Annotated in this window: 24 protein-coding genes; 5 read left to right on the top strand and 19 right to left on the bottom strand. The window is 68.9% G+C overall.

Translation table 11 applies throughout. The features are described 5' to 3' along the window. Positions 1-122 precede the first annotated feature (122 nt). A complete protein-coding gene (gene groES, locus ACFYO1_RS37950) occupies positions 123-422 on the bottom strand; it encodes a co-chaperone GroES (protein ID WP_014981824.1) in 300 nt (99 codons plus the stop codon). A gap of 727 nt (positions 423-1,149) precedes the next feature. On the opposite strand from groES, the gene ACFYO1_RS37945 reads away from it, so the two are divergent. Continuing rightward, complete coding sequence (locus tag ACFYO1_RS37945; RefSeq protein ID WP_387242493.1) at positions 1,150-2,694, top strand: Hsp70 family protein; 1,545 nt, start codon at positions 1,150-1,152, stop codon at positions 2,692-2,694. Positions 2,695-2,702: 8 nt separating this feature from the next. Here ACFYO1_RS37945 and tsaD read toward each other — a convergent pair whose 3' ends face one another. From tsaD to ACFYO1_RS37910, 7 genes are all read right to left on the bottom strand, one after another. Further along, complete coding sequence (gene tsaD, locus ACFYO1_RS37940) at positions 2,703-3,746, bottom strand: tRNA (adenosine(37)-N6)-threonylcarbamoyltransferase complex transferase subunit TsaD (RefSeq protein WP_387242490.1); 1,044 nt, start codon at positions 3,744-3,746, stop codon at positions 2,703-2,705. Continuing rightward, positions 3,743-4,237 carry a ribosomal protein S18-alanine N-acetyltransferase gene (rimI, locus tag ACFYO1_RS37935; RefSeq protein ID WP_378718113.1) on the bottom strand — a complete coding sequence of 165 codons (495 nt, stop codon included), beginning with the start codon at positions 4,235-4,237 and terminating at the stop codon, positions 3,743-3,745. Before rimI ends, tsaD begins: the two co-directional genes overlap by 4 nt. Positions 4,238-4,242: 5 nt before the next feature. Then, positions 4,243-4,926, bottom strand: coding sequence for a tRNA (adenosine(37)-N6)-threonylcarbamoyltransferase complex dimerization subunit type 1 TsaB (gene tsaB, locus ACFYO1_RS37930; RefSeq protein WP_387242485.1), 684 nt, complete (start codon positions 4,924-4,926; stop codon positions 4,243-4,245). 55 nt (positions 4,927-4,981) lie between these two features. After that, on the bottom strand, positions 4,982-5,428 hold the full coding sequence (tsaE, locus tag ACFYO1_RS37925; RefSeq protein WP_387242482.1) for a tRNA (adenosine(37)-N6)-threonylcarbamoyltransferase complex ATPase subunit type 1 TsaE: 447 nt from the start codon (positions 5,426-5,428) through the stop codon (positions 4,982-4,984). Beyond that, positions 5,421-6,500: an alpha/beta fold hydrolase gene (locus ACFYO1_RS37920; protein WP_387242479.1), complete on the bottom strand. Its 1,080-nt coding sequence runs from the start codon at positions 6,498-6,500 to the stop codon at positions 5,421-5,423. Before ACFYO1_RS37920 ends, tsaE begins: the two co-directional genes overlap by 8 nt. Further along, entirely contained in the window at positions 6,497-7,624 is a 1,128-nt protein-coding gene (gene alr, locus ACFYO1_RS37915) for an alanine racemase (RefSeq protein ID WP_387243153.1), read from the bottom strand. Before alr ends, ACFYO1_RS37920 begins: the two co-directional genes overlap by 4 nt. Positions 7,625-7,991: 367 nt before the next feature. Continuing rightward, positions 7,992-9,440, bottom strand: a complete 1,449-nt coding sequence (locus tag ACFYO1_RS37910; RefSeq protein ID WP_387242477.1) for an NAD(P)H-hydrate dehydratase — start codon at positions 9,438-9,440, stop codon at positions 7,992-7,994. A 52-nt stretch (positions 9,441-9,492) separates the two neighbouring features. Between ACFYO1_RS37910 and ACFYO1_RS37905 the strand changes: the two genes are divergently transcribed. Beyond that, on the top strand, positions 9,493-9,921 hold the full coding sequence (locus ACFYO1_RS37905) for a cupredoxin family copper-binding protein (RefSeq protein ID WP_387242474.1): 429 nt from the start codon (positions 9,493-9,495) through the stop codon (positions 9,919-9,921). 315 nt (positions 9,922-10,236) lie between these two features. On the opposite strand, the gene ACFYO1_RS37900 is transcribed toward ACFYO1_RS37905, so the two are convergent. Next, positions 10,237-10,728, bottom strand: coding sequence for a MarR family winged helix-turn-helix transcriptional regulator (locus ACFYO1_RS37900; RefSeq protein ID WP_387242471.1), 492 nt, complete (start codon positions 10,726-10,728; stop codon positions 10,237-10,239). 138 nt (positions 10,729-10,866) lie between these two features. On the opposite strand from ACFYO1_RS37900, the gene ACFYO1_RS37895 reads away from it, so the two are divergent. Further along, positions 10,867-12,066 carry an MFS transporter gene (locus tag ACFYO1_RS37895; protein ID WP_387242467.1) on the top strand — a complete coding sequence of 400 codons (1,200 nt, stop codon included), beginning with the start codon at positions 10,867-10,869 and terminating at the stop codon, positions 12,064-12,066. Between the two features lie 75 nt (positions 12,067-12,141). On the opposite strand, the gene glmS is transcribed toward ACFYO1_RS37895, so the two are convergent. After that, the gene (gene glmS / locus ACFYO1_RS37890; RefSeq protein ID WP_378718125.1) at positions 12,142-14,025 is read right to left on the bottom strand and encodes a glutamine--fructose-6-phosphate transaminase (isomerizing); all 1,884 of its coding nucleotides are present in this window, start codon (positions 14,023-14,025) and stop codon (positions 12,142-12,144) included. A 36-nt stretch (positions 14,026-14,061) separates the two neighbouring features. On the opposite strand from glmS, the gene ACFYO1_RS37885 reads away from it, so the two are divergent. Next, on the top strand, positions 14,062-14,919 hold the full coding sequence (locus tag ACFYO1_RS37885) for a dienelactone hydrolase family protein (protein WP_387242464.1): 858 nt from the start codon (positions 14,062-14,064) through the stop codon (positions 14,917-14,919). Between the two features lie 798 nt (positions 14,920-15,717). Here the strand turns inward: ACFYO1_RS37885 and ACFYO1_RS37880 are convergent. The 5 genes from ACFYO1_RS37880 to ACFYO1_RS37860 form a co-directional block, all read right to left on the bottom strand. Then, complete coding sequence (locus ACFYO1_RS37880) at positions 15,718-16,065, bottom strand: hypothetical protein (protein ID WP_387242462.1); 348 nt, start codon at positions 16,063-16,065, stop codon at positions 15,718-15,720. Between the two features lie 843 nt (positions 16,066-16,908). After that, entirely contained in the window at positions 16,909-18,786 is a 1,878-nt protein-coding gene (locus tag ACFYO1_RS37875) for a hypothetical protein (RefSeq protein ID WP_387242459.1), read from the bottom strand. Between the two features lie 6 nt (positions 18,787-18,792). Then, positions 18,793-19,119 carry a hypothetical protein gene (locus ACFYO1_RS37870; protein ID WP_387242456.1) on the bottom strand — a complete coding sequence of 109 codons (327 nt, stop codon included), beginning with the start codon at positions 19,117-19,119 and terminating at the stop codon, positions 18,793-18,795. Positions 19,120-19,260: 141 nt separating this feature from the next. After that, complete coding sequence (locus tag ACFYO1_RS37865) at positions 19,261-19,569, bottom strand: DUF6802 family protein (RefSeq protein WP_387242453.1); 309 nt, start codon at positions 19,567-19,569, stop codon at positions 19,261-19,263. A 103-nt stretch (positions 19,570-19,672) separates the two neighbouring features. Further along, the gene (locus tag ACFYO1_RS37860; RefSeq protein WP_378718133.1) at positions 19,673-19,864 is read right to left on the bottom strand and encodes a PspC domain-containing protein; all 192 of its coding nucleotides are present in this window, start codon (positions 19,862-19,864) and stop codon (positions 19,673-19,675) included. Between the two features lie 180 nt (positions 19,865-20,044). Between ACFYO1_RS37860 and ACFYO1_RS37855 the strand changes: the two genes are divergently transcribed. Continuing rightward, on the top strand, positions 20,045-21,748 hold the full coding sequence (locus ACFYO1_RS37855; protein WP_387242451.1) for an ABC-F family ATP-binding cassette domain-containing protein: 1,704 nt from the start codon (positions 20,045-20,047) through the stop codon (positions 21,746-21,748). A gap of 16 nt (positions 21,749-21,764) precedes the next feature. Here the strand turns inward: ACFYO1_RS37855 and glmM are convergent, their stop codons facing one another. From glmM to ACFYO1_RS37835, 4 genes are all read right to left on the bottom strand, one after another. Continuing rightward, the gene (gene glmM / locus ACFYO1_RS37850) at positions 21,765-23,141 is read right to left on the bottom strand and encodes a phosphoglucosamine mutase (RefSeq protein ID WP_387242448.1); all 1,377 of its coding nucleotides are present in this window, start codon (positions 23,139-23,141) and stop codon (positions 21,765-21,767) included. A gap of 209 nt (positions 23,142-23,350) precedes the next feature. Continuing rightward, positions 23,351-23,866 carry a 30S ribosomal protein S9 gene (gene rpsI / locus ACFYO1_RS37845; protein WP_387242445.1) on the bottom strand — a complete coding sequence of 172 codons (516 nt, stop codon included), beginning with the start codon at positions 23,864-23,866 and terminating at the stop codon, positions 23,351-23,353. Next, positions 23,863-24,306 (bottom strand): 50S ribosomal protein L13, encoded by a 444-nt coding sequence (rplM, locus tag ACFYO1_RS37840; RefSeq protein ID WP_387242442.1) that lies wholly within the window; start codon positions 24,304-24,306, stop codon positions 23,863-23,865. The genes rpsI and rplM overlap by 4 nt, the downstream gene beginning before the upstream one ends. 158 nt (positions 24,307-24,464) lie before the next feature. After that, positions 24,465-26,246 carry a hypothetical protein gene (locus ACFYO1_RS37835; RefSeq protein WP_387242439.1) on the bottom strand — a complete coding sequence of 594 codons (1,782 nt, stop codon included), beginning with the start codon at positions 26,244-26,246 and terminating at the stop codon, positions 24,465-24,467. Between the last annotated feature and the right edge of the window lie 33 nt (positions 26,247-26,279).

The following is a 26,279-nucleotide window of genomic DNA, read 5'->3' as shown; positions in this document are numbered from 1 at the left end:
GAGACTGCCCCGGCCCCCGCTCAGGGGAACCGGGGCAGTGTCATGACGACTCGATCCCGGCGGTCGGGTGAGCGTTCATCACTCGGTGCGGCTCGCGCCGCGACGACCGCGCGGAGCGCGGGTCACTTGGTGACGACGGCCAGCACGTCGCGCGCCGACAGGATGAGGTATTCCTCGCCCTGGTACTTGATCTCGGTGCCGCCGTACTTGCTGTAGATAACGGTGTCACCCTCCTTGACGTCGACCGGGATGCGGTCACCCTTGTCGGTGACGCGTCCTTCGCCGACGGCGATGACGGTGCCCTCCTGCGGCTTTTCCTTCGCCGTGTCGGGGATGACCAGGCCGGAGGCCGTCGTCGTCTCGGCCTCGTTGGCCTGGACGAGGATCTTGTCCTCGAGCGGCTTGATGTTCACGCTCGCCACGTTGAGCCCTCCACTTTCAGGGGATGTCGTCCGCAACTGTTGTTCCGGACCATCGGTATCAGGTTTTGATGCTGACCCTGTCGCATAGCCCCGTCGTCGCGGGTGCCGGGACCCCTGCTCAGTAGTCAAATGCCTGGCACACGCCCAGTGCACCGAACGGAGGAAACTCCGCCCGCGCCCATCAGCGGTACCGACTAGCACTCTATACATGAGAGTGCCAGCGCTCAAGGCCGGGATGTGCCAATTTCGGATCGCGCGGCCCCCACGGCAGGCGCGCCGCCGGACACCCGCGGTCGGCGACACGCCCAACGCACGCCCGGAGGGGTTTTCAAGAGATCCGGAAAACTGTAACGTTCGGATAACGGATTGTGACAGTATTGACGACGGTCGCTGTCCGACCGCTGTGTTCGTCACGAACCAGTGCCGTCGGAGACCAGGGGTTGTCACAGAACGTACGTCGCTACACCGCTCGGCGTCACCGAATACCTCAGCGTGATCCGAAGTTCCGGCGTCATCGAACACCCAGCGTCAGAGAAGAACCAGCGCCAATCGAGCTGCACCAGAGAGCCAAGCCACACGTGATCCATCGCCGGTCCCCGCGACCCCTCCGGATAACGGGACCGAACGGGTTTCGAAGCCGGATCGTCGGTCGACCACAGGTGATTCGGCAGTCCAATCGAGATGGTCGGCGACACAAGACCATCCGCTCGAAGGGAGGTGAATGAACATGCGAACGTCCCTCGGTATCTCCGCCGGGTCCGAGGTCGTGTGCTCGGCGCTCGTCGCCACCGCGTCGAATGGCGCGCAGAGCTTCGACTACCGCGTCGTGTCCGCCGACGCGGCCCACTCCGACCTCGGCGATCTCGTCGCGTCCTCGATCGAGCTGATGACCACCCAGCTACCCACCACGCAGCTGCACGACGCCGGCTATCCGGTCGGCGCGCGCTTCGCCGGCGCACAGCCGCGCAATCTGGAATCGCCGACCAGCCGCCCGCCGACCAGCGTGGCCGTCGCCTACCGCAGCAAGGAACAGGCGCAGGCGATCCGCTCGGCCACCGGCAAGCAGCGCGAACTCCGGCTCGTCCCGGAGGGCACCGCGGCGCTCACCTACCTGCGCCACACCGGCCTGCTCGACCGCTACGACACCGTCGCCATCGTCGACCTCGGCGCGACCGGACTCACCGTCACCGTCGCCGATCAGGCCGACGGCACCGTGCTCCGGTCCGAGCGCACGATCGCGATCAGCGGCAACGCCATCGACGATCTCATCTACCACCACCTGGTCGACCTGCACTACGCCCGGCGCGGCACCCGCCCCAACCGCGGCATGCTGACCAACCGCGGCCGTGCGGCCAAGGAACACCTGTCCATCGCGCCCGCGGTCACCATCGACCACGTGGCCGGCCAGCCGCTCAAGCTGACCCGCGCCGACTTCGAAGAGCTCATCGCCGACCTGCTGCGCGAGACCGCCGTCTTCGCCGCCGCGGTGTTCGCCAGGGCGCCCAAGTTCCCGCAGGCGGTGACGGTGATCGGCGGCGGAGCCAACATCCCCGCCGTCATCGACACGCTCGACGCGAAACTCGACGTTCCGGTGTTCACCGTCGAGGACCCGGACGCCGTGATCGCCAAAGGCGCCGCGCTGGTGGCCGATTCGGTGCAGCCGTCGGTGTTCCCGGTGGCCGCGCTCGGCACCGACGCACCGGTCGGCACGTTCACCAAGGTGGTCGGCACGCTGGCCGGCGCGATCGTGGTGGTCGGCCTGATCATCGGTTACGGCGTGAAGACCTTCGCGCCCACCTCCGACGACGAGGTCTCCCCCGCGGGCACCACCAGCAGCGTCTCCCAACTGCCACCGTCGCCGGGCAGCATCACCGCGCCGACCGGCGCGGGCACCTCGACCAGCGGCCGGAATCAGGAAAGCACCAATCGTCCACCGACCGGCAACATTCCGCCGATCACCCAGGACCGCGGCCAGCCGTCGAGCACCGCGACGCCGACGCCGGCCACCCCGCCGACCCAGCCGACGCTGCGCCCCGACCCGAACCTGCCGGTGATTCCGTTCCCGGAGCTGCTCGGCCCGTTGTTCGGCAATTCCGCAGGCCCGCAGGGCGGTTCGTCCGGGGCGGACAAGAACCGGCCCACCACACCGAATCAGCGAACCGCGCCGACGCAGGCGCCGGCCCAGTCATACCTGCCGATGCCGCCCAGGCAGAATTCGGGTTCGGCGCATCCGGGCGCGGGAAACCCCGGGCAGTACGGCGAAAACGACTGACGACCCGGCTAGACCACCCGGCTGATCGAAACCGGCAGCCCCGGATCGGTCGCCACCGTCAGCGGCGAAGGCTTCGCGCCACCCGCGATCACATGCGCGCCGAGCGCCGCGATCATCACCCCGTTGTCCGTGCACAGCCGCGGCTTCGGCACCCGCAGCGTCAATCCGGCGGCCGTGCAACGCTCTTCGGCCATCGACCGAATCCGGGAGTTCGCCGTCGCGCCGCCGCCGAGCACCAGCGTGTCCACGCCGACATCCTGCGCCGCCCGCACCGCCTTCATGGTGAGCACGTCCGCGACCGCCTCCTGAAACGAGGCCGCGATGTCCGGGATCGGCAGATCCTCGGCGCTCAGGCCACTGCGCTGCGCCGACTCGACATACCGCGCCACCGAGGTCTTCAGCCCGGAGAAGGAGAAGTCGTAGCGCGCGTCCCGCGGCCCGGTCATCCCGCGCGGAAACGCGATCGCCCGCGGATCACCCTGGCGGGCAGCGGCATCCAGCGCCGGACCGCCGGGAAACCCGAGGCCGAGCAGCCGGGCCACCTTGTCGAACGCCTCACCCGCCGCGTCGTCGATGGTGCTGCCGAGCTCGATGATCGGCTCGGCCAGATCGGTGACGTGCAGCAGATGCGTATGCCCGCCGGAAACCAGCAGCGCGACGCAGGGTGGCATCGGCCCGTGCTCCAGCGTGTCCACCGCGACGTGCCCGCCGAGATGATTCAGCGCGTAGAACGGCACATCCCACGCCGCCGCATAGGCTTTCGCGGCCGCGGCGCCGACCAGCAGCGCTCCGGCCAGGCCGGGTCCGATGGTCACACACAACGCGTCCGGCTTCGCGATCCCCGCCGCGGCGAGCGCCCGCCGCATCGCGGGCACGATCGCCTCCAGATGCGCGCGCGACGCGATCTCGGGCACCACGCCGCCGAACCGCGCGTGCTGATCGACGCTGGAGGCGACCTCGTCGGCGAGCAACTCGCAGGTGCCGTCGTCGTGCCTGCGCACGATGCCGACTCCGGTCTCGTCGCAGGAACTTTCGATGCCCATGATGATCACGAAAGAACCTCGTCCGGGAGGGGCAGCGCGCTCAGCGCGGGCCTGCGCATGGTGTAGGCGTCGGCGCCGCTGGGATGGTAGTAGTTCTTCCGCAACCCGATGATGTGGAATCCGTGCTTGGCGTACAACGCGATCGCGGGCGTGTTGTCGGTGCGCACCTCGAGGAACACCGGGCCGCCGCGGCGGCCCGCCTCGTCGAGCAGCGCCTCCAGCAGCAGCGTGCCGATACCGGCCCGCAGGCAGGCCGGGTCGACGCCGATGGTGTGCACCTCGGCCTCGGGGTGTTCGTCATCACCGAGCAGCGCGACGCCAGCGTAGCCGACCATTCGCCCGTCGTCGTCGCGGGCGGTGATGTAGCGATTGTGCGGCGCGGCTAGTTCCGATTGGAAAGCCACCGCGTGCCAGGGGTCGTCCTCGGGGAACAGCAGCTGCTCGAGTTCGACGCAGCGGTCGATGTCCGCGGTGACCATCGGCTCGATTCGAATCGCCATCCGCCTCACGCTCCCGTCCGGTCCAGCGCGCGGTAACTCTTCTCCACGGCATCGGGCCTGCGCAGATACAGCGGTACCAGCGCGTCCGGCACGGTGCGTGCGAGCAGCTCGGCCGCGGCCACCCGGACCAGCCCGGCCGGCGACGGCGTCTCCACCGGCAGCACCGGCAGGTCGAAGAAGTCGACATGCGAGGCCGATCCGGCGACCACCGTGGCCTGCGCCATATCCACCTCGCTCGGCTTGGCCACGTCCGGCCCGGCCACCCGCACACCGTCGCGGTAGCGCGCCCAGTACACCTCGCGGCGGCGGGCGTCGGTGACCACCAGCAGCTCGCTGCCGGGTGTGAGGTCCGACACCGCGTCCGCGGCGATCGCGTCCAGGCTGCACACGCCGTACACCGGAATGCCCAGCGCGTCACCGAAGGCCGCGGCGGTCGCCATGCCGACGCGCAGCCCGGTGAACGGGCCCGGCCCGATGCCGACCACGACCGCGTCGAGGTCCGCCCTGGAACGTCCGGCCTCCGTGAGGCATTCGAGGATCTGCGGGGTGAGCACCTCGGCATGCGCGCGCGGATCGACCCGAACCCGGGAGGCGAGGGTACGCGTGTCCACGCCCCGTGCGGCCTGCTCCAGTTCCACCAATCCCGCTGTCACGGCGGGTGTCGCGGTGTCGACACTTAATACCAGCATGATTGACCCAACGATACCGGGTGGTAGCTGCCGTCGGTGCGGAGCTACCGGGTAGTTAATCCACCCATTCCCATTCGGCGGTACGCACGTCGGAATCCGGTTCGCGCGACAGCAGCACGCGCAGGTGCCGATCGCTGAGATGCTCCACCACCCCGCGGCCCCACTCCACCACGACCACCGCCTGATGCAGATCGGTGTCCAGGTCGAGGGCGTCCAGCTCGTCCAGATCGCCGCCGAGCCGATAGGCGTCCACGTGCACCAGCGGCACCGCGCCGTCGCCCGCGCCGGCCCGGTGCTGGCGGGCGATGATGAACGTCGGCGAGCTGACCCGCCCCTGCACGCCGAGTCCCGCGGCGATGCCCCGGGTGAGCGCGGTCTTGCCCGCGCCGAGCGGGCCGTCGAGCACCACCAGGTCGCCCGCGCCGAGTCCCGCCGCGAGTTCCCGGCCGAGCGCCTCGGTGTCGGCGACGGTGGGCAGAATCCGCTGCTGCCGATCAGCCACTGGTCACCTCCGATGCCTGGGTCGGTTCGATCGCGCCCGCGCGCACGAGCAATCGGTCGAGCGCGTCGTTGACGATATCCGGGAACTGAAGGTGCGGCATGTGCGCGGCGCCGTCGAGCCGGATCAATTCACAGCCGGGTAGCTCACGGGCCAGCGCACGCGAGTTGCGGAACGGGATCACCAGATCGTGGGTGCCGCCGAGCACCAGCACCGGCAGCCGCGCCAGGGTGGGCAGCGCGGCCGATTCGTCGTGCACCTGGATGGCTTTCAGGAATTTCACGATGGTCTCGACCGGCGTCCGATCGATCATCATGGTGGTGAATCGGGACAGGGTCGGGCTCACCGGGCCGTGATACGAGCTGACGTGCAGGATCGGCGTGATCACATGCCGCGCGGTGGAACGTCCCGCCTGAACCAGCGCCGGCGCGGTGTGCACCACCATCTGGAACCCATCGATCGCCGGGTTGCGCAGCAGTTGGGTGATGCCGGCCGAGGTCACTTCCGCGGCGGCCGTGGACAGCAACCCGACCCCGATCACCCGGACCGCGAACAGCTCCGGGAACTGCGCCGCGGCCGCGAGCACCGCCATCCCGCCCAGCGAATGACCGACCAGCACCACCCGGCCGGTCGGCGCGCTCGCCGCGATCACCGCGGCGAGGTCGCGGCCGAGCTGGGCGACGGTACAGCTCTCGGTCTTCGGCGTGCCGGAGCGGCCGTGGCCGCGCAGGTCGAACAGCACGAGCCGCGCGCTTGCGCCCCAGCGCTTTTCGAGGTCACGGCGCTGAAAGTGGAAGGACTCCATGGTGTTGCAGAAGCCGTGCACGAAGATCACGGTGACCGGCGCGTCCGCGGGACCGCATTCGCGGGTGGCCAGGCGCACGCCGTCCTCGGCCAGCACCGCGCCGGAGCGGTCCTCGTCGATGAGATCGAAGTTCTCGTCCCGGTATTCGTCGCGCCGGGCCGGCCACAGCACGCGGGCGCCCGCCCGGCGCAGCGCGTGCACCCCGGCCAGCGCGCCGACCACGCCCGCGGTGGCGAGGCCGCCGCGCAGCACGGTGATCCGGCGGCTCACCGGGGGCCGCCTATGTAGCGGCGGGCCGCTCGGCCGCGTGGCGAGCAGACCACCTCGTAGTTGAGGGTGTCGAGCCGGGCGGCCCAGTCCTCGGCGCGCGGCGCGCCGGCCTCGCCGCCGAACATCACCGCGACATCGCCCTCTTGGACATTCGCGGCATTGTCGCCGAGGTCGACGACGAACTGGTCCATGCAGACCCGGCCGACATTCGGCCGCCGCGCGCCGCCCAGCCACACCTCGAAACGTCCACTCAGCGGCCGGAATACGCCGTCGGCGTAGCCCGCGGGGATGAGCGCGATGGTGGTGTCGCGCGGGGCGACCCAGGTGTGCCCATAGGAGACGCCCTCCCCCGCAGCGATCCGTTTGACCTGAACGACGCGGGCCTGGAAGGTCATCGCCGGGCGCAGGCCGAAGTCGCCGAGTTCCGGAACCGGGGACAGGCCGTACATCGCGATGCCCGGGCGGACCAGGTCGAAGGCGAGGTCGGGGCGGGTCAGTGTGGCGGGCGAGTTGGCCAGGTGCACCAATTCCGGTTCCAGGCCGTGCTCTTTCGCGGCGGCGATGGCGTCCAGGAGGCGGTCGCGTTGCAGGTTGTTGGTCGGATGTTCGGGCTCGTCGCCGCGGGCGAGGTGGGAGAAGATCGCCCGGAAGCGCACCGCCTGCTCGTCGACCAGCGCTCGCAGTTCGGCGAGGGCCTGCGGGTATTCGACCGCCGACAGCCCGTTGCGGTTGAGACCGGTGTCCACCTTGAAGGTGACCGTCGCGGTGCGGCCCGTACTTCTGGCCGCCGCTTCCACCGCGCGCAGCTGACTGAGCGAGGAGACGCCGATCTCGAGGTCGGCGGTGATCGCGGCGGCGTAGTCGGCGTCGGAGTCGTTGAGCCAGCTCAGGATCGGCGCGGTGATCCCGGCCTCGCGCAATTGCACACCCTCGGCGAACGCGGTGACGCCGATTTCGGCGGCGCCCGCGGCCAGCGCCGCCTTCGCGACCTCGACGGCACCGTGGTTGTAGCCGTCGGCCTTGACCACGGCCATCACCGCGGCATCGCCCGCGAAATCCCGCAGGATGCGCACGTTGTGGGCAATGGCATCCAGATCGACGACCGTCTCCACCTGCGCGTACATATCCGCCTCTCCGGGAATCAGGCCAGATTCGGCGGCCACGGCGGTGGCGGCGACTGGCGGTGACGCGGCGGGCTGTGGTGCTCCGCCCGTACCCGACGAGTTACCCCGGCGCGGTCGGAGTAAGTCGTCACGTTCTGCTGAAGTCTATGGGCGCGGCGGTGCCCGATCGAAGCGAGTTACCGCAGCCGTGTCCTGCGGCACAGATCATAGAACGCGCCTATGACCGGTTCCGCGGCCCCCGCGCCACCGTCGGGCGCCCGGCAGGCAGGCATGATTCGAGGGCTGCGATGGTGCGTCGCGCACCATAGCGGCGGCGAGACGCCACATCAGCGGGCCGATTGCCTGCAGATATACCTAGCTGTGCGCCTCAGATCACCGGACGGGCCAGGGCGCGGAGGGTTCGGATGGCCGGGCGAATGTGCGCGAGCAGCGGAGTCGCCGAAATCGGCGCGGCTTCGGGGTGATTTTCGTGCGCGGCGAGGTTGGCGGCGAGGGAGTGCGCCCGCGCGGCGGCCGCGGCGGACCAGGCGGGCGCGTGACCCGCGGCGAGGAGGGCGCCGATGATGCCGGAGAGGACGTCACCTGCGCCTGCGGTGGCGGCCCACGACCCGCCTGCCTCGTTGACCAGGACCGGGGCGCCGGGGGCGGCGACGAGGGTAGCGCGTCCCTTCAGGAGGACAGTGAGTTGCCACTGCTCGGCGAGCGCGCGCACCGCTGCCACCCGGTCATCGCCTACCTCCACCCCGGTGAGCCGCGCGAATTCGCCTGCGTGCGGGGTCAATACGGTCGGTGCGGTGCGGCCGCGAACCAGCTCGGGTTCCGCGGCGAGCATGGTCAGGCCGTCGGCGTCCACCACGACGGGCAGGTCGGTGGCGAGGATCTCGACGAGCCGTTTGTGCGCGTCCGCGTCGGTGCCCGCACCGGGACCGAACACCCAGGCCTGGACCCGGCCCACCGCCGAGACCTGCTCGGTGGCAATAACTTCCGGGAAATGTGCGAGGACATCGCCGGCACCGGTTCCGGCGTAACGAACCAGGCCCGACGTCGCCGCGACGGCGGCACCGGTGCACAACACCGCCGCGCCCGGGTATTCCGCGCTGCCCGCGCACACACCGGTGACGCCCTGGGAGTACTTGTCGTCGTTGGCATTCGGCACCGGCCAGCGCACGCCGATCGAAGCGGGTTCCAGCGCCGCCAGTTTCGGCTCCGGCAGGCGTAACCCGATGGGCACCAGTTCGATTCGCCCGCAGTGTGGCGCGGCGAGCACGTGCACCGGTTTGTACGCGCCGAACGCGACGGTGACGTCGGCCTGAACGGCAGGCCCGGTGATCGCACCGGTATCCGGATCCACACCGCTCGGCAAATCCGCGGCAATGATCGGGACCCGCAGTGACGCAACGAGTTCCGCGGCACCCGGACGCAACGCGCCGCGTCCGGAAATGCCGACGATGCCGTCGACCACCAGGTCTGGATCGCCGACCTCCGCGGCTACTCGACCGCCCGTCTTGCGCAGCGCCGCAAGCGCTTTCGCGTGCGCACGCGCCGGATTCAACAGCACCGCGGTCACGGCGACGCCCCGCCGCCGCAGCATCGATCCGGCCCACAGCGCGTCGCCGCCGTTGTCGCCCGAACCGACGAGCAAGGTCACCGAACGCCCGGCGACGCCGCCGGTGCGCGCCCGCAACTCGCCGACGACGACGGTGGCCAGACCGTATGCCGCGCGCTGCATGGGGACGCCGTCCGGGACCCGGGTGAACAGCTCGGCCTCAGCCGCGCGTACTTCGTCGGCGGTGTAATAACCCCGCTGCGTGGACATGAATGAATCCTCCACTTCGGCACTACTCGTTCGCAGACTACGCTTGGCCATCATGCCAATGGTCAAACCCCGTGCAAGGTCCACGCAGGTCGTCACCGGGTTCGCGGTGGTAGCGGCGCTGCTGGTCGCCGGGTGCGGGGGCGGCGACTCCGGTGCCGCGGCGACCAGCACCCGGCGCGCGCACCCGACCACCACGACGGCGCAGCCGACGGGCGACGCGAAACCCGCCGACGCCACCGTCGAGGTGAGCAACATGAAGTTCGCCCCCGCCGAGCTGACGGTCAAGGTCGGCGACACCGTCACCTGGCACTTCAAGGACAAGGCTCCGCACACCGTGCAGGGCATCGGCGACAAGGCCATGGGCCTCAACAGCCCGATCATCGACAAGGGCGACTGGAGCTACACCTTCACCGTCCCCGGCACCTTCCGCTACCTCTGCTCCCTGCACCCGGAAATGCGCGGCACCATCACCGTCCAGTAGTCGGCACAGCGGCGAACCCGGGCGTCACCTTCGCCGAGTCCCGCTGGCCACGGCGGGCAGACACATCCACTGGTCGCGTGCCGCGTCATCGGTGACCACGTGCACCTCGACGTCCCCGCCGCAGTCGCGCGCCGAGGTCAGCGGCATCACCCGTGACAACAAGCCCGAGCGGGACATGGCCCCGGCGACAAGCGGGAAGGCGCTCGGTCAAATCCCATCCGCCACGGCGAGCAGGCGTCCACGTGCCGAGACGCACAAAGCCACGTTGGCAAACGGGTAGGCGCTTGGTCGGGTCCGTTCGATGACGCCGCAGGCCTAGACCGGCCGGTATTGGCGGGTTCGGGAGCTGCGGGCGGAGCTGGTGTTGAGGGCTTCCACGGCAGAGACCAAGGGTGCCAGTTCCGGATCAGCGGCGGCCTGACCGAGAGCGCTGGACAAAGCGTCGTCGTGGGTGGGGCGGGCCTGCGCCAGCAGGGCCAGGCCCGGCGGGGTGACGTCGGTGTAGATGCCGCGACGGTCATCCGGGCACAGATAGCGCTGAAGCAGACCGCGGTCCTCCAGCCGGGTGACCAGCCGGGTTGTCGCGCTCTGACTCAACACCACGGCCTCCGCGACCTGGTTCATCCGCAGGTGCCCACCCGGCCCGTCGTGCTGGCGACTGAGCACGACCAAGAGCGAGTACTCGCGGACGCTCAGGTCGTGCCCGGTCTGTAGCGCCCGTTCGATGTGCGCCTCGATCCGATCGTGCAGCAGCGACAGTGCGTACCAGCCATCGGCCAGGCCGGTCAGGGCGGCATCCGCGGTCATCGCGTTCCTTCCGCGTAGAGGTTGTCCCTCCAGGATATATGAGCATCGCAATAGCCCGCGCTTGCAATTATCGCGCGTCTGCAATTATTGTTGACGCCAGTAAGGATCAGGCGCAACTTATCGTGGAGGCCCACGCTCATGCCGCTCGCACTCCTCGCCCTGACACTCGGGGCATTCGGAATCGGCACCACCGAATTCGTCGTCGTCGGGCTACTCCCCGACATCGCCGCTACCTACGCGGTATCGATCCCCACCGCGGGACTGCTGGTCACCGGGTACGCGCTCGGCGTGGTGGCCGGCGCGCCGCTGATGACCGGGCTCGGCACGCGGATCTCGCGCAAGCGCATGCTGCTCGGCATGCTGCTGCTCCTGGTGGCAGGCAACGTATTGTCCGCTGTCGCACCGACTTTCGGCCTGATGCTGACCGGACGAATCGTCGCCTCGCTGGCGCACGGCGCGTTCTTCGGCATCGGCGCGGTGGTCGCAGGCGCCGTGGTCCGCCCGGACAAACGCGCAGGCGCGATCGCGATCATGTTCACCGGACTGACCGTCGCCACCATGGTCGGCGTCCCGTTCGGCACCCTGCTCGGCCAGCAATTCGGCTGGCGGCTGACCTTTTTGATCGTCGCGCTGGTCGGCCTGATCGGCCTGATCGGCGTCGCCCTACTGGTCCCGGAACAGCCCGCCCCACAGGACGCGCGGCTGCGCACCGAACTCGCCGTCTTCCGCAACCCACAGGTCCTGCTGGCGATGGCCATGACCGTGCTCGGCTTCGGCGGTGTCTTCGCGGCGATCACCTATCTCGCCCCGATGATGACCGAGGTCACCGGCTTCGCGGACAGCTCGGTCACCTGGCTGCTCGTGCTGTTCGGCGTCGGCTTCTTCGCGGGCAACCTGATCGGCGGCAAGTTCGCCGACCGGCACCTGATGCCGATGCTCTACCTGTCCCTCGGCGGCCTGGCCGTGGTGCTCGCGCTGTTCACCCTCACCGCGCACAACAAGGTCGCCGCCGCGATCACGGTGGTTTTGATCGGCGCCCTCGGCTTCGCCACCGTGCCGCCCCTGCAGAAGCGCGTCCTCGACCAGGCCGCCGGCGCACCGACTTTGGCGTCCGCCGTCAACATCGGCGCGTTCAACCTCGGCAACGCCATCTCAGCCTGGCTAGGCGGCCTCGTCATCGCGGCCGGCTTCGGCTACACCGCCCCCAACTGGGTCGGCGTCGCTCTGGTCCTCATCGCCCTCGCCCTCGCGGTCTGGTCCGGCGCCCTCGAACGCCGCTCGACCCCCCAATCCCCCACCGCCCCAACCGAACCCCACCTAGCCACCGCCCACCCCTGACTCCACGTGAACGCGACGCACCCCGAATCGCTGAGCGGTTCGGGGTGCGGGCGTTGAAAGGGTTGGGGCGGTGGGTTATTCGACGGTGACGGACTTTGCCAGGTTGCGCGGCTTGTCCACGTCGTAGCCGCGAGCCTGCGCCACCTCGGCGGCGAAGATCTGCAACGGGACCGTCGACAGCAGCGGCTGCAACAGCGTTGGCGCCGAAGGGATCTCGATGAGATCGTCGGCGAACGGGCGCACCGTGTCGTCGCCCTCCTCGGCGATCACGATGGTGCGCGCGCCCCGCGCCTGGATCTCGCGAATGTTGCTGAGCAGCTTGGAGTGCAGCACCGCGCGGCCCTTCGGGGACGGCATCACAACGATCACCGGCAGGCCCTGTTCGATCAGTGCGATCGGGCCGTGCTTGAGCTCGCCCGCCGCGAAACCCTCGGCGTGCATGTACGCCAGCTCCTTGAGCTTGAGCGCACCCTCCAGTGCCACCGGGTAGCCGACATGCCGCCCGAGGAACAGCACGGTCGACACGTGCGCCAGCTCGCGCGCGATCGCCCGCACCTGCGGCGCAGTCTCCAGCACCCGCTCCACCAGCTTCGGCATCGCCTCGAGCTCGGCGAACTCGCGGGCCACCTCGTCCGGGTACTTGGTGCCGCGCGCCTGCGCCAAGGCCAGCCCGACCAGGTAATTCGCAGTCACCTGGGCCAGGAACGCCTTGGTCGAGGCGACGCCGATCTCCGGCCCCGCCCTGGTGTAGAGCACCGCGTCGGACTCGCGCGGAATCTGCGCGCCGTTGGTATTGCAGATCGCCAGCACGCGCGCCTTCTGCTCCTTGGCGTGCCGCACCGCCTCGAGCGTGTCGGCCGTCTCGCCGGACTGCGAGATCGCCACGACCAGCGTCGACCGGTCCAGAACCGGGTCGCGATAACGGAATTCGCTGGCCAGTTCCACCTCGACGGGCAGCCGGGTCCAGTGCTCGATCGCGTACTTGGCCAGCAGCCCGGAGTGGTAGGCGCTGCCGCAGGCGACCACGAAGACCTTGTCGAAGTCGCGCAGTTCCTGATCGGCGAGGCGCTGCTCGTCCAGCACGATCCGGCCCGCGCCGTCCTGGTCCACGCTGAAATGCCCGATCAGGGTGTCCGCCACCGCGGCGGGCTGCTCCTCGATCTCCTTGAGCATGAAGTAGTCGTGGCCGCCCTTCTCGGCGGCGGCCAGATCCCAGTCGATGGTGAACGGGCGGGTGCGCGCGGTCGCGTCGTCGCCCGCGAAATCGGTGACGGTGTAGCTGTCCGCGGTGATCACCACGGCCTGGTCCTGACCGAGCTCGACCGCCTCGCGGGTGTGCTCGATGAACGCCGTGACGTCCGAGGCGATGAACATCTCGCCCTTGCCGACCCCGATGACCAGCGGCGTCGACCGACGCGCCGCGAAGATCAGGTCCGGGTGATCGGCGTGCGTGAAGACCAGCGTGAACGCGCCTTCGAGCCGGCGAACCACCGCCAGCGCGCTGGCCGCGAAGTCGCCGGCCGTCGGTCCCTCGGCATAAGCCCTGGCCACCAGGTGCACCGCGACCTCGGTGTCGGTGTCGCTGCGCAGCTCGACGCCCGCGTCCTCCAGCTCCCGGCGCAGCGGGGCGAAGTTCTCGATGATCCCGTTGTGCACCACCGCGACCTTGCCGCTGTCGTCGCGATGCGGGTGCGCGTTGCGGTCGGTCGGCGCGCCGTGCGTCGCCCACCGGGTATGTCCCATGCCGGTGCTGCCCGCGAAGCGCGCGACCCCGATTTCGGCGAGCTCGGCCTCCAGATTCGCCAGCTTGCCTGCCTTGCGTTCCACTGCCAGCGCACCGGCGCCGTCGACGATCGCCACACCCGCGGAGTCGTAGCCGCGATATTCCATGCGGCGCAACGCGTCAACGACAACGCCGAGCGCGTCCCGGTATCCGACGTACCCCACGATTCCGCACATGGCTCACCAGAGTACTTATCGGATAACGTTCTCGTCGTGTCGGCGTCTGTGAAATCACTCCTGAGCACCCTGACCAGCCGCGGCCCGCATCGGGTGCTGCGCGGCAACTTGGCCATCGCCGGGCAGCCGGGGGTGGTATTCACGCCCGAATCCGGGCTCAACCTGCCCGCCGTCGCGTTCGGGCACGGCTGGCTGACCGGCGCCGCCAACTATCGGCAGCTACTCGAGCACCTCGCATCCTGGGGTTTCGTGGTCGCCGCCCCCGATACCGAGCGCGGGCCGATCCCGTCACACCTCGGCCTCGGCACCGACCTGCTCACCACCCTGGACATCTGCACAGGTGTGCGGCTCGGCGACGGCACCATCAGCGTGCACCCCGACCGGCTCGCCTTGGTCGGCCACGGCATGGGCGCGGGCGCCGCCGTCATCGCCGCGACCCAACGCCAGGTCGCCGCCGTCGCCGCCCTGTTCCCGGCCCCCACCGCGCCGTCCGCGGAAAACCTCGCCCCCGACCTCGACACGCCCGCGCTGATTCTGGCCGGCGCCACCGATCTCGCCTCGGTGAGCTCCAACGCCATCCCCCTCGCCACCGCATGGGGCGGCCGGTCGGTCTTCCGCGCGATCGACAGCGCCTCACACAACGGCATCGTCGAGGGACGCCGCGTCCTGGCCGCCGTCGGTGCGGGCAAACACGAATCCAAAACCGCCCGCACCACCCGCGCCCTGCTCGCCGGCTACCTACTCGCCACCGTCGTCGGCGACAAGACCTACAAACCCTTCGCCGACCCGGACGCCGAGATCCCGCACACCGCGGTAATCGACCCGGAAGCCAAGGAAGAACCCCAAGCCCCCAAACTCAAAATCGGCCAACTCGCCGCCCTGCTCCGCCGCTGACACCCACCCGGCGCACAATCAGCGCCACTCACGGCCTGAACCGCCGCCAACTGACCACCGGGGACCGCCCAGCCGGCACCAGATAGCTCACTCTGCACACCTATTTCGTCCTTCACACACCCCTCACCGCCCCAACGGGTATGCGAAGGATGAATCAGGTATGCGAAGAAGTCTCGATAACGCAACCACAGCCAGATGACCACGCTGGAACTCGACACCGCGCATCCTGACGTGCGCCTAAAGCCGGGTACGGCAGGCGACGTGCTCAGCACTACTCCAGTGAAAACCGGGGTAGGTCTTCAGTTTTCTCGTCAGGTCGCGTTGGGACATGCCGGGGGTCTGCCTGGTGAGTCAGATACACCTGCTCCCAGAGATGATCGATAGTGCTGAGCACGTCAGGCGGGGTCCCCGACTTACTTACGCAGTTGGTATGGGCAACGCGAGAGTTCCAGCGTGGTCATCGGGTTGTGGTCCGGTTCAAAGAAGCTCGGGAAACCGAGAGGGGCCGAGTCACCACCCCAACCACCCACACGGCCGAGTCACCACCCCAACCACCCACACGGCCGAGTCACCACCCCAACCACCCACACGGCCGAGTCACCACCCCAACCACCGCGCGGGGCGAGGGAGCTGGTCCGGCTACCGCGGGGCGAGTGGTCGACCATGTTGGCCGAGTTGAGCTAGGTCGCCTCGCTCATCGAGTCGAGTCAAAAGGTCGTTCCTGCTCATCGAGTCGAGTCAAAAGGTCGTTGTTGAAGATCGGCTAGCGACCTTTTGACTCGGCTCGATGGTGGTTGCTTAGATCAGCCAGGTTTCGCGTTGGTAGAAGGCGGCTTCTTCGTCTTCCTGGTCGACCGGGAGGACGTCGCGGTTGGCTTTGCGGGCGGCGATCGAGCGGGCGATGGCTTCGCGTTGTTCGCGGGCTTCGGTTTCGAGCCGTTCGCGCTCTTCGATCTCGGCGCGCGCTTCGGCAAGCTCGTCGGCGTGGGCGGCTAGAAATTCCCGCATGCCGGTGGCTGCGGCCTCGGCGAGTTCGCGGCTGGTGTCCGCGGTCCGGCGGTTGATTTGCTCGAGTTCGTCCAGCAGCAGGGCCGAGCGGCGGCGGCATTCCTCGGCGGCGCGCTCGATCTCCTCGGCGTAACTCACGATCCCGGTTCTCCCCGATCCGCAGGTGGACATCAGCTCGCGGCTCCGCGCCGACCCTCGGCTTCGCGCCGCGAGCACAGCACGCTGTCGGCGTGCGCACACGCTCCCCGCCGCATCCGCATCAGGCTACCGGGATCCCCGGGCCGCTGTGGTGCACTCACAACGTTCCTGCCGCATCCGCACCACGCAACCAATTGCCGACCCGCTGTCGCACGCTCACGTCCTCCTCGCCGAGTCCCCATCAGGCAACCGGGTTCCCGGGCCGCTGTGGCGCACTCATGACGGTCCCCGCCGTGTCTGCATCCGGCGACCGAATTGCCGACCCACCGTGGCGCACTCACGCATCCCCAGCCGCGTCCGCATCAGGCGATCGGGATCCCGGCCCGCTGTGGCGCGCTCACAACGGTCCTGCCTCGGCCAGATCGCCCATCGGACCGGCCTCGGCCAATTCCGCGCCAGCCCTCGACTTCGCGCCTCGAGCGCAGCACGCTGTCGGCGTGCGCACACGCTCCCCACCGCATCCGCACGAGGCTATTGGGTTCCCGACCCGCAGCGGCAAGCTCACGCTTTCCTCGCCACCTCCCCAGCAGGCGACCGAGTTCCCAGCCCGCTGTGGTGCGCTCACAACGGTCCTGCCTCGGCCAGATCGCCCATCGGACCAGCCTCGGCCAAGTTACGCGCCGGCCCCCGACTCCGCGCCTCGAGCGCAGCACGCTGTCGGCGTGCACACACGCTCCGGGCCGCGGGCCGGAGCAGGCTACTGGGTTCCGACCCGGGGCGTACTTATGCCTTCCCTGCCACGTTCGCATCATGCGACCGCGTTCCCGGCTCGCCGTGGCGCGCTCACAACGGTCCTGCCTCGGCCAGATCGCCCATGGGGCCGGCCTCGGCTAGTTCCGCGCCGCTGTCGAACGGGGCGTCCGGATTCTGTTCGCCCGGCATGCGTTTGGGCTTGTGCTCGCCGTCTTCCTCGCGCCGCAGTGGGGGTGGGGTGCCGGTGCGGGCACTCGGTTGACCTGCGTTCTCTTCCTCCGCGGTGTGCGGTTTCTCTACCGGTTTCTGCTGCTCCGGCGCGGGGTCCGCGGGTGCTTTCGCATCCGGCCCCTTGTCCGGCGCGGACGGAGCCTGGTCAGCGGGCGACTTTTCCTTCTCCGGCGCGGCCGGGGTGTGGTCGGCGGACGGCTTGTCACCGGGCGACGCGGGCGGCGCGTCGTCCTTCGGCTCGTTCATCGAGATGACCGGCATCCCGTGCTCGTCCAGCTTCACACTGAACTCCTGCGGTTTCCCGTCCCCGTCGGACATCATCAGTTTCAGCTGACCATCGGCCATCTCGAACTTCAGATGCTTTCCGGCAACATCGAATTCGGCCGCGGGCTTGCTGTCCGGCCTGCCGTCGCCGTCCTTGTCGACCTGCGTCGGTTCGATGAGCCCCTCGACCATCTTCACCGCGTCCTCGGCACCGTCCTTGATGATCCCGGTCAACGAACTGACCCCGGCGTCGACGAGGCTGCTGATCCCGGATGCCAAGGGCGACAACTGACTCGCCACCTGACTGAGCGCGGGTAAACCTTCCAGCGACGAAGTATTCGGGACGGTCTGCGTGGACGGCGTAGCCGGCGTCGAGGGCGTATTCGGTGTCGAAGGTGTGCTCGGTGTGGAAGGCGTATTTGGTGTCGAGGGCGTGTTCGGTGTCGACGGTGCAGGAGTAGTACTCGCCGGAACCGTCGGCGACGAAGGCGACACCGGCGTCGACGGAGAGCTAGGCGTCGACGGTGCAGGCGCAGTACTCACCGGAACAGTCGGCGCGACAGGACTATCCGCCTTCGGCACCCCCGACTCTTTCGGCGTCCCCTCACTCTTCGGCGGCGATTGCACCGGCACCCCCGCCGGACGCGGATACGAAGCAACCGAAACCTGGCCCAGCGCACCAACTATCGGCGCATAGACCTGCTTGACCGCCGCATCGGTCAAATCGCAAGCCGCGGTGAACTTCTGCACCTTGGCCAGATAATCCGGCTTGAACACGTTGTCCAGCCAATGCCGGCAACGCGCCTGAATATGCTGCTGATAGTCAGATCCCGGCAGGATCCCGAGGATATTCCGGGCAGCCCAGGCATCGGATCCACCGGTCAGATCCGGAAAGATCCGGCCGAGCTTGCTGAGCAAACTCTCGTCTTGCCAGCCATTGCTGACCGCGATGCTGGTGCCGGAAATAATGTCGTCGATGTCTTCCGGCGACTTCTCGGCGATCTTGACGCTCTCGCCGTTCTCCAGGATGTAGCGCACCACATCCGCCTTGATCTTTACCGCCGACCGCAGTCCATCCCCCGCCGCCGCGATCGCCTTCCACGCCTCCCCCGCGGCCTTCCAGTCGGCCTCCGCCTGCTCGACCTGCTGGTTCAGCATGACACCCGCCGCTTCGGCAGCATCGCCCTCCCAACAGTCCCAGAGCGCCTTGGCCTGTCCGCGCTGCACATCCAACTGAGCACCCGCGTCTTGCAGCACGACCTGGAGCTTCGCCGCGACATTGCGCAGCTTGTCCTCGTTCAGCCCGTTCTGTTCGTAGAACCGCTTGTGCAACTGTTGATAGGTCGGCACGCCCGCGGTTTCCCCGAACGCGCGCTGGAACCGTGGCTCGAACTCCTCGAAGTACAACAGGCTTCGCGACCCGATACTCAGATACTCGGCCACGGGCGCGTAGGCGGGAACGTCGAAAGTCATGGCCGGCTACGCCTTGCTGCCGTGGTCGAGCTTCGCGATGTCGAACGAGGTCTCACGATCGGTATTCGAGTACTTCACCACCGCGGCCCCCACCACATCGCCGGTGGCCAGCGTGGCCTCCGACCAGTTCCCGAGCCACTGGTAGATGCCGTCGAGCCCGGCCTGGATCTGACGTCCCTGATCGGCGTAGTTCGCACCCGCGTCGGCCGGGCCGAACGTAGCGTCGGCCACGTCCTTCGCGCGATTGCGCACGGTCTGCCCGGAGGTACTCAGGTCGTTGCCGAGGCGGCCCAACTCCCCGGTCTTGACGCCGACCAACTCGGATCCGGCCACGCGATCCCCTCCGTCCCTGCGTCGTGCACGATCTCCCCGGACTTACGTCGGCGCCGGGCGTCCCCAATACTTCCTTCGACGCGCCTCGCCGACGTTCGGTTCCATCGAATTCACAGAGCCGTGCCGAGCCACCGGACGGATCTAGCCGCCGATCTTCCCGTGGTCGGTCCGCACCCACTCCGACGAACCGTCCGGATGCCGATGGAACTCCCACGCGGCGTAATCGCCGTCTTTCTCCACCACCGTGACGTGGTCGGCGAGACCGTCATGGTCGTAATCAGTCCAGACCTGCATGGCGTCGCCACCGTTGGTGGTGATGGTGTCGAGCGTGCCGTCCCCATCGATGTCCTGCGTGGGATGGTGCAACTCGACCGCACCGAGACCGTCCAGCGACGAGGACGCGTCGATGCCGGGCAGTTCCAGGCCCGGCAATTCACCCGAGGTGATCATTACTCCTCCTCAGCAGGACTCGTGGTGCTGTCATCCAATGACCCGACAACAACGCTATCGCTCCATCCTGACATCCAAGGGTGCCCGACGCAGCCCCCTGGCCTCACTTCTTCGGCATCAGCAGCCACAGCACCAGGTAGACAATGAACTGCGGGCCGGGCAGCAGGCAGGAAAGCACGAACAGCAGGCGCACGACATTGGCGTTCCAGCCCAGGTATTCGGCGATGCCGCCGCAGACTCCGGCGATCCATTTGTCGTGGGTGGAACGGGTGAAACGGCGGGTGGGTGCGGTCATGGTCGTTGTTCCCTCTCTGGTGATGATCTCTTCGAACTCCACTCTGCCGAGCCGCGCACCGTCCCGCATCGGTCCGTGGACCGATCCCGACCCTGATTTCCAGTACCCAGGGGTCAGGGTGCGACCCCGAGTGGCGACCGGGTGCGGGGGCGGCGGCGGGAGCACGGCAGACTTGGGAAAGTGAGTACCACTCTGCACGCGCGCGGACTGTCCGCCGGCCACGGCGAACGCACACTGTTCGACGACCTCGATCTCACCCTGGCTCCGGGCGACGTGATCGGCCTGGTCGGCGCGAACGGCGCGGGCAAGTCCACGCTGCTGCGCATGCTCGCGGACCGGCGCACACCGACCGGCAGCATCACGGTGAGCCCGCCCGACGCCACCGTCGGTTACCTCGCGCAGGAACCCGAGCGGCTGGCCGGCGAGACCGTCCTCGAATTCCTCGGTCGCCGAACCGGAGTCACGGCCGCCCAGCAGACGATGGACGCCGCGGCGGAACGCCTCGCCGACGGCGAAGACGACCACGCTCACCCGTCGCCCGACCATGGCCCCGCAGCGGATTCCGCGATGCCGTACTCGGATGCCCTGGAACGCTGGCTGGCCCTCGGCGGCGCGGACCTGGACCAGCGCGCCGCCGAGGTCGCCGCCGACCTCGGCCTGATCGCCGGCCTCCCCAACGGCCTGGACACCCCGATGACCGGCCTGTCCGGCGGCCAGGCCGCACGCGCGGGTTTGGCCTCGGTGCTGTTGTCCCGCTTCGACATCCTGTTACTCGACGAGCCGACCAACGACCTCGACCTGGACGGCCTGACCCGCCTGGAACAGTTCGTCACCGGCGTCCGGGTTCCCCTCGTGGTGATCAGCCACGACCGGGAGTTCTTGGCCCGCACCGTGAATCGCGTCGTCGAACTGGATCTGGCCCAGCAGCAGGTCGGCCTCTACGACGGCGGTTACGAGGCGTATCTCACCGAACGCGAGACCGCCCGTCGGCACGCCCGCGAGGCCTACGAAGAGTTCGCCGACACCAAGGCCGGTCTGGAGGCTCGCGCGCAGATGCAGCGCAACTGGCTCGAACACGGTGTGCGCAACGCCCGCCGCAAGGCTCGCGACCCGAAGAAGGTCGACTCGGACAAGGCCGGTCGCAAGATGCGGGCGGAGTCCACCGAGAAGCAGGCCGCCAAAGCCCGCCAGACGCAACGCCGCATCGAACGCCTGGACGTGGTCGAGGAGCCGCGTAAGGAGTGGGAGCTGCGGATGACCATCGGCAGCGCGCCGCGCAGCGGATCGGTGGTGGCCACGCTGTCCGACGCGACGGTCACCCAGGGCGATTTCACCCTCGGCCCGATCACCCTCCAGGTCGATTGGTCCGACCGGATCGTGCTGACCGGCGCCAACGGCTCCGGCAAGTCCACGCTGCTCGCGCTGCTGCTCGGAAAGATCAAGCCGCACACCGGATCCGCCATGCTCGGCTCCGGCGTGGAGATCGGCGAGGTGGATCAGGCCCGCGGGCTGTTCCGTGGAACGTCCTCGCTGGCCGATACTTTCGGCGCGCAGCTGCCGGACTGGCCGGACGCCGAGGTCCGAACGCTGCTGGCCAAGTTCGGCCTGCGCGGCGCACATGCGTTGCGCGCCTGCGAAACCCTGTCCCCCGGCGAACGCACCCGTGCCGCGCTCGCGCTGTTGCAGGCGCGCGGGGTAAACCTGCTCGTCCTCGACGAACCGACCAACCACCTGGACCTGCCCGCCATCGAACAACTCGAGCAGGCCGTCGAATCCTTCACCGGCACACTGCTGCTGGTCACGCACGACCGCCGGATGCTGGACACCGTCCAGGCAACCCGCCGCTGGCACATGGACTTCGGCAAGCTCACCGAAACCACCTGAGCGGCGGCGCCGTCGATCAGACCGAGGCGACCCGCTTGGCGAGGTCGTCGGCCAGCTGCCGGGCCTGGGCCGGATCGGTCGCCTCGACCATGACCCGGACCAGCTGCTCGGTGCCGCTGGGACGCAACAGAACCCGGCCGGTGTCGCCGAGCATGCGTTCGGCTTCGAGCACCGCGTCGCGGACTTCCGGGGCCGCCGCGACCAGCGACTTGTCGCTGACCGGCACGTTGACCAATACCTGTGGCACGGTCTGCAATACGCCGGACAGATCGGCCAGGCTGCGCCGGGTCCGCGCCATCCGGGCCATCAGCTTCAGGCCGGTGAGGATGCCGTCGCCGGTGGTGCCGAACTTCGGGAAGATGACGTGCCCGGACTGTTCACCGCCGAGCGTGTACCCGCCGCGGCGAAGTTCCTCGAGCACGTAGCGGTCACCAACGGCGGTGGTGAGCAAGGTGATTCCGGCTTCCCGCATGGCGATGTGCAGGCCGAGGTTGCTCATCACGGTGCCGACCAGCGTGTCCTTTGCCAGCTCACCGGCCTCGTGCAGGTCGAGCGCGAGAATCGCCAGGATCACGTCACCGTCGACCACCTTGCCGTCGGCATCGACCGCTAGGCAGCGGTCCGCGTCGCCGTCGAGGGCCAGCCCCAGATCGGCGCCGTGTTCCCGCACCGCCCGCTGCACCATGTCCAAATGCGTTGAGCCGCAACCGTCGTTGATATTGAGCCCGTCCGGCTCGGCGTTGATCGCGATCACCGTCGCGCCCGCCTCCCGGAACGCGGCGGGCCCGACCTCGGCGGCCGCGCCGTGCGCGCAGTCGACCACCACGGTCAGCCCGGAAAGATCCTGTGCGGTCGCCTCGACGAGATGCTCGACGTAGCGCTCGTGCGTGCCCGCGATGCTGTACTGGTCGGGGATGGCCTGCCCGTGGTCGCGCGCGCCGGACGCGTTGACCACCCGGCCGATGCCGCGACCGGTCGGTCGCACCGTGACGTCTTCGGCGAGCAGCGCCTCGATGCGGTCCTCGATCGCGTCGTCGAGCTTGTGCCCGCCGGCCGCGAAGATCTTGATGCCGTTGTCCGGCATGGGATTGTGCGAGGCGGAGATCATCACGCCGAAGCACGCGTCGTAGAGCCCGGTGAGGTAGGCGACGGCCGGCGTCGGCAGCACGCCGACCTGCAGCACGTTCACCCCGGTGGCGGTCAGGCCCGCGGTTACCGCGGCCTCCAGCATCTCACCGCTGGCTCGGGAGTCGCGGCCGACCACTGCGAGCGGGCGGTCCTTGCCACTGCTCAAAATCTGGGCGGCCGCACCCGAAACGCGCAGCGCCAGTTCCGGACTCAACGACTCGTTGGCCAACCCACGGATTCCGTCGGTGCCGAACAAACGTCCCATACCTCAGCCCCTCATCGGTGGATCCGCGGCGCGCCCGAAGGCGACAGCCGGTGTTGCCACGAAGGGGCACCCGAAACGCCGCGGCTGATACAACACGAGAGCAGGCGACCAGTCGATGCTGGACGCCTGCTCTCGTGCAGGTTGCCCGCCGACCGTACCGCCCCCGATACCTCCAGGGTGCCGGATGACGGTGGTCGGCGAAGCCAAAATCAGCGCTTCGAGTACTGCGGCGCCTTGCGGGCCTTCTTCAGGCCGTACTTCTTACGCTCGACCGCACGCGGGTCACGCGTCAGGAAGCCGGCCCGCTTCAGGGCGGGGCGGTCCTCCGGGGTGACCTCGATGAGCGCGCGGGCGATGGCCAGACGCAGCGCGCCGGCCTGTCCCGACGGGCCGCCACCGTGCAGCAGCGCGATGATGTCGAAGTTCTCGGCCCGCTCGACGGTCACCAGCGGCGACTTGACCAGCTGCTGGTGCACCTTGTTCGGGAAGTAATCCTCGATCGTGCGGCCGTTGAGCACGAAGTTGCCGGAGCCCGGCACCATGCGCACGCGAACGACGGCTTCCTTACGCCGGCCGACGGTCTGCACCGGACGATCGATCACGATCGGGGCGAAGGTCTCCGCGGCGACCTCGGCCTCTTCGTAGCCTTCGCCGTCCTCGACAACCTCGACGGCGTCGAATTCCTCGACGACGCCTTCTTCGTTGAACTCTTCAGGAGCGGTCACTGGGCCACCTGCTTGATCTCGAACGGAATGGGCTGCTGAGCGGCGTGCGGGTGGTTCGGGCCTGCGTAGACCTTCAGCTTGCCCGCGATCGCGTTGCCGAGCTTGTTCTTCGGGATCATGCCCTTGACGGCCTTCTCCACGAGCCGGTCCGGACGGCTCTCCAACACCTGACCGACAGTGCGCGACTTGAGGCCGCCCGGGTGCCCGCTGTGGTGGTGGATCAGCTTGTCCGCCTTCTTGTTGCCGGAGATGGCAACCTTGTCGGCGTTGATGATGACGACGAAATCGCCGCCGTCGAAGTTCGGCGCGTAGGTCGGCTTCGTCTTGCCACGCAGCAGATTCGCTGCTTGAACGGCGAGACGGCCGAGCACTACGTCAGTGGCGTCGATGACGTACCACTGCCGGGTGACGTCACCAGCCTTGGGGCTGTACGTAGGCACAGTGCTTCCCTGTCTGTAGTCGGTGTTGCCGGCCAGGCATGTGGTCGAAGCTCCCGGCGGCCGGTGGAGACCCGGGGTTCGATTGCACGACCGGTTTCCCGGCCGCCCATACGCCAACGAGCCACAATACCAGCCCGGATCTACCAGCCGAAATCGCGTCAGATCTGGATCGGTGGCCCAGGATCTATGGCTCGCCGCGGGCCGGGGAGCAGGAAGCGCAAGGTGTCGACGCCCGGCTGCCCGCAGTCGGGGTCCGCGGCCTCCCGGTCGCGCGGGGCGTCCGCCGGACCGCGGGTGGACGAGATGCCGGGCCGGACCTCGTTGGTCACGTACGGCATCAGCGGGCACACCGTCGGACCGGCGGGCGCCGGTGCCGCGAGGCTCACCTCGGCCGCGGTCAGCTCGACCCGATCGGCGCCGGTCGGCAATGCGACCACGGCCAGCGCCAGCGCGCCGACCACCGTGTGCGCCCCGAACAGGTTGTCCTTCATCTTGTTCCACAGTTTCCCCTTGCGGGGCCGGCCTTCGTCATCGTCGTCGTCCGGCTCGGGCTCGCGCCATTGCCCCTGCCGCCCCGAGTCGGCGGGATCGGACTGCGGTGCCTGATACGACCGCGCGCCGGACGGCTGCGCGGGCGGCCCACTCAGCGGCGCACCACTCCCGGGCGGACGACCCTGGTCCTCGGGGTACTGCCCCGGCGGCCGGGTGAAGCGGCTGCCCAACTCGGCCAGATTCGGCGGCAGGCCGCGCTGGACCTCGTCGCGCGTGATCCTGGTCGTCGGTTCCTCACCCTGCGTCGGATAACCGGGCCCGTACTGCACGGGCGGCACCGTTCGCGGCGGCGACGGATCCATGTGGGGCTGCGGCAGGTCCGTTCGGCGCTGTGAGGACTCCGCTTGGCGCTGAGCCGATTCGGCCTGCCGATGCGCCGCACCGGCCTGGCGCTGACCCGGCGCGGACTGCTGCGGCGCGGATTCGGCGCGGTAGTGCCCGGCCGGATCGCGATACTGCGGGCCCGGATCCTGGAACTGCGTGGGGTCGACCCGCGGTTGCGGGGGCTCGGCATGCCGCCCCGGCGGTTCCGGCTCTTCCGTCTCGGTGTCGGTCACCAGCAGGTGGGCCGCGCCGAGCACGAGCGCGTGCATCGGATGATCGGCGACCTGGAGCCGGTGGCCGAGATGGTTCTGGAAGGCCAGCCGCAGCGCGTCGTTGAAGCACACGTTGCCCGACAGCAGCACCGTCGAGGTATCCGCGCCGATCGAGCGGGCCGCGGCCATCACCTCGATCACCACGTTGTCCGCGGACCTGGCGTCGCGCATGGACTCCATCGTCACCGGCACGTCGACCGACTCGGTCGGCTGTTCGTCGTCGCCGTGCACCGCCACCACCAGCACGGTCCGGCCGTCGGAGTAGACCCCGGTGGCACCGATGCCGTGCGGGCGCGCCTGATCCGGCGGATGCACCAGCCCGAGCGCGCGCACATAACCCGACAGCGCGACGCTCTCCGGCAGCGGCTCGACCGTCACGTCGAGCTGTTCCACCAGCCCGGCGTACACCTCGACCTTCTCGTCCGGCCAGCCATCGGGGAACGGCAGCGCCACCAGATCCGGCTTGCCGCGCAGATGCTTGCCGATCGAGGCGAGCGGGTTGTACATCCTGGCCCGGAACACCAGTTCGGCAGGCCAGGTCGCCCCGGCCACCACGATCTGCGGGTGGCCGAGGATGTCGCGCACGTCGGCGATCGCCATGCCCAGGTCCGGGCGCTGCCGGTCCACGCCGGCGGTGTGCAACCGCCCCGACGAATCAGCCAGCAGATACGCCGGCGGCGTCCACATACCCTCCACCTGGACCGGGCGGATCGGTGTGCCACCACCACCCGCGGCCACGGACACCACATCCCAGCCGAGATGTACTGCCCCTACTCGCACCGTCACAGGCATAAGTGTGCCTGGTGTGCGGCCGAGATGCTCGCT

Source organism: Nocardia sp. NPDC006044 (assembly GCF_042871115.1).
Taxonomy (GTDB): domain Bacteria; phylum Actinomycetota; class Actinomycetes; order Mycobacteriales; family Mycobacteriaceae; genus Nocardia.
Note: the sequence above shows the minus strand (reverse complement) of the source record. Positions and strands in the feature narration are given on the sequence as shown.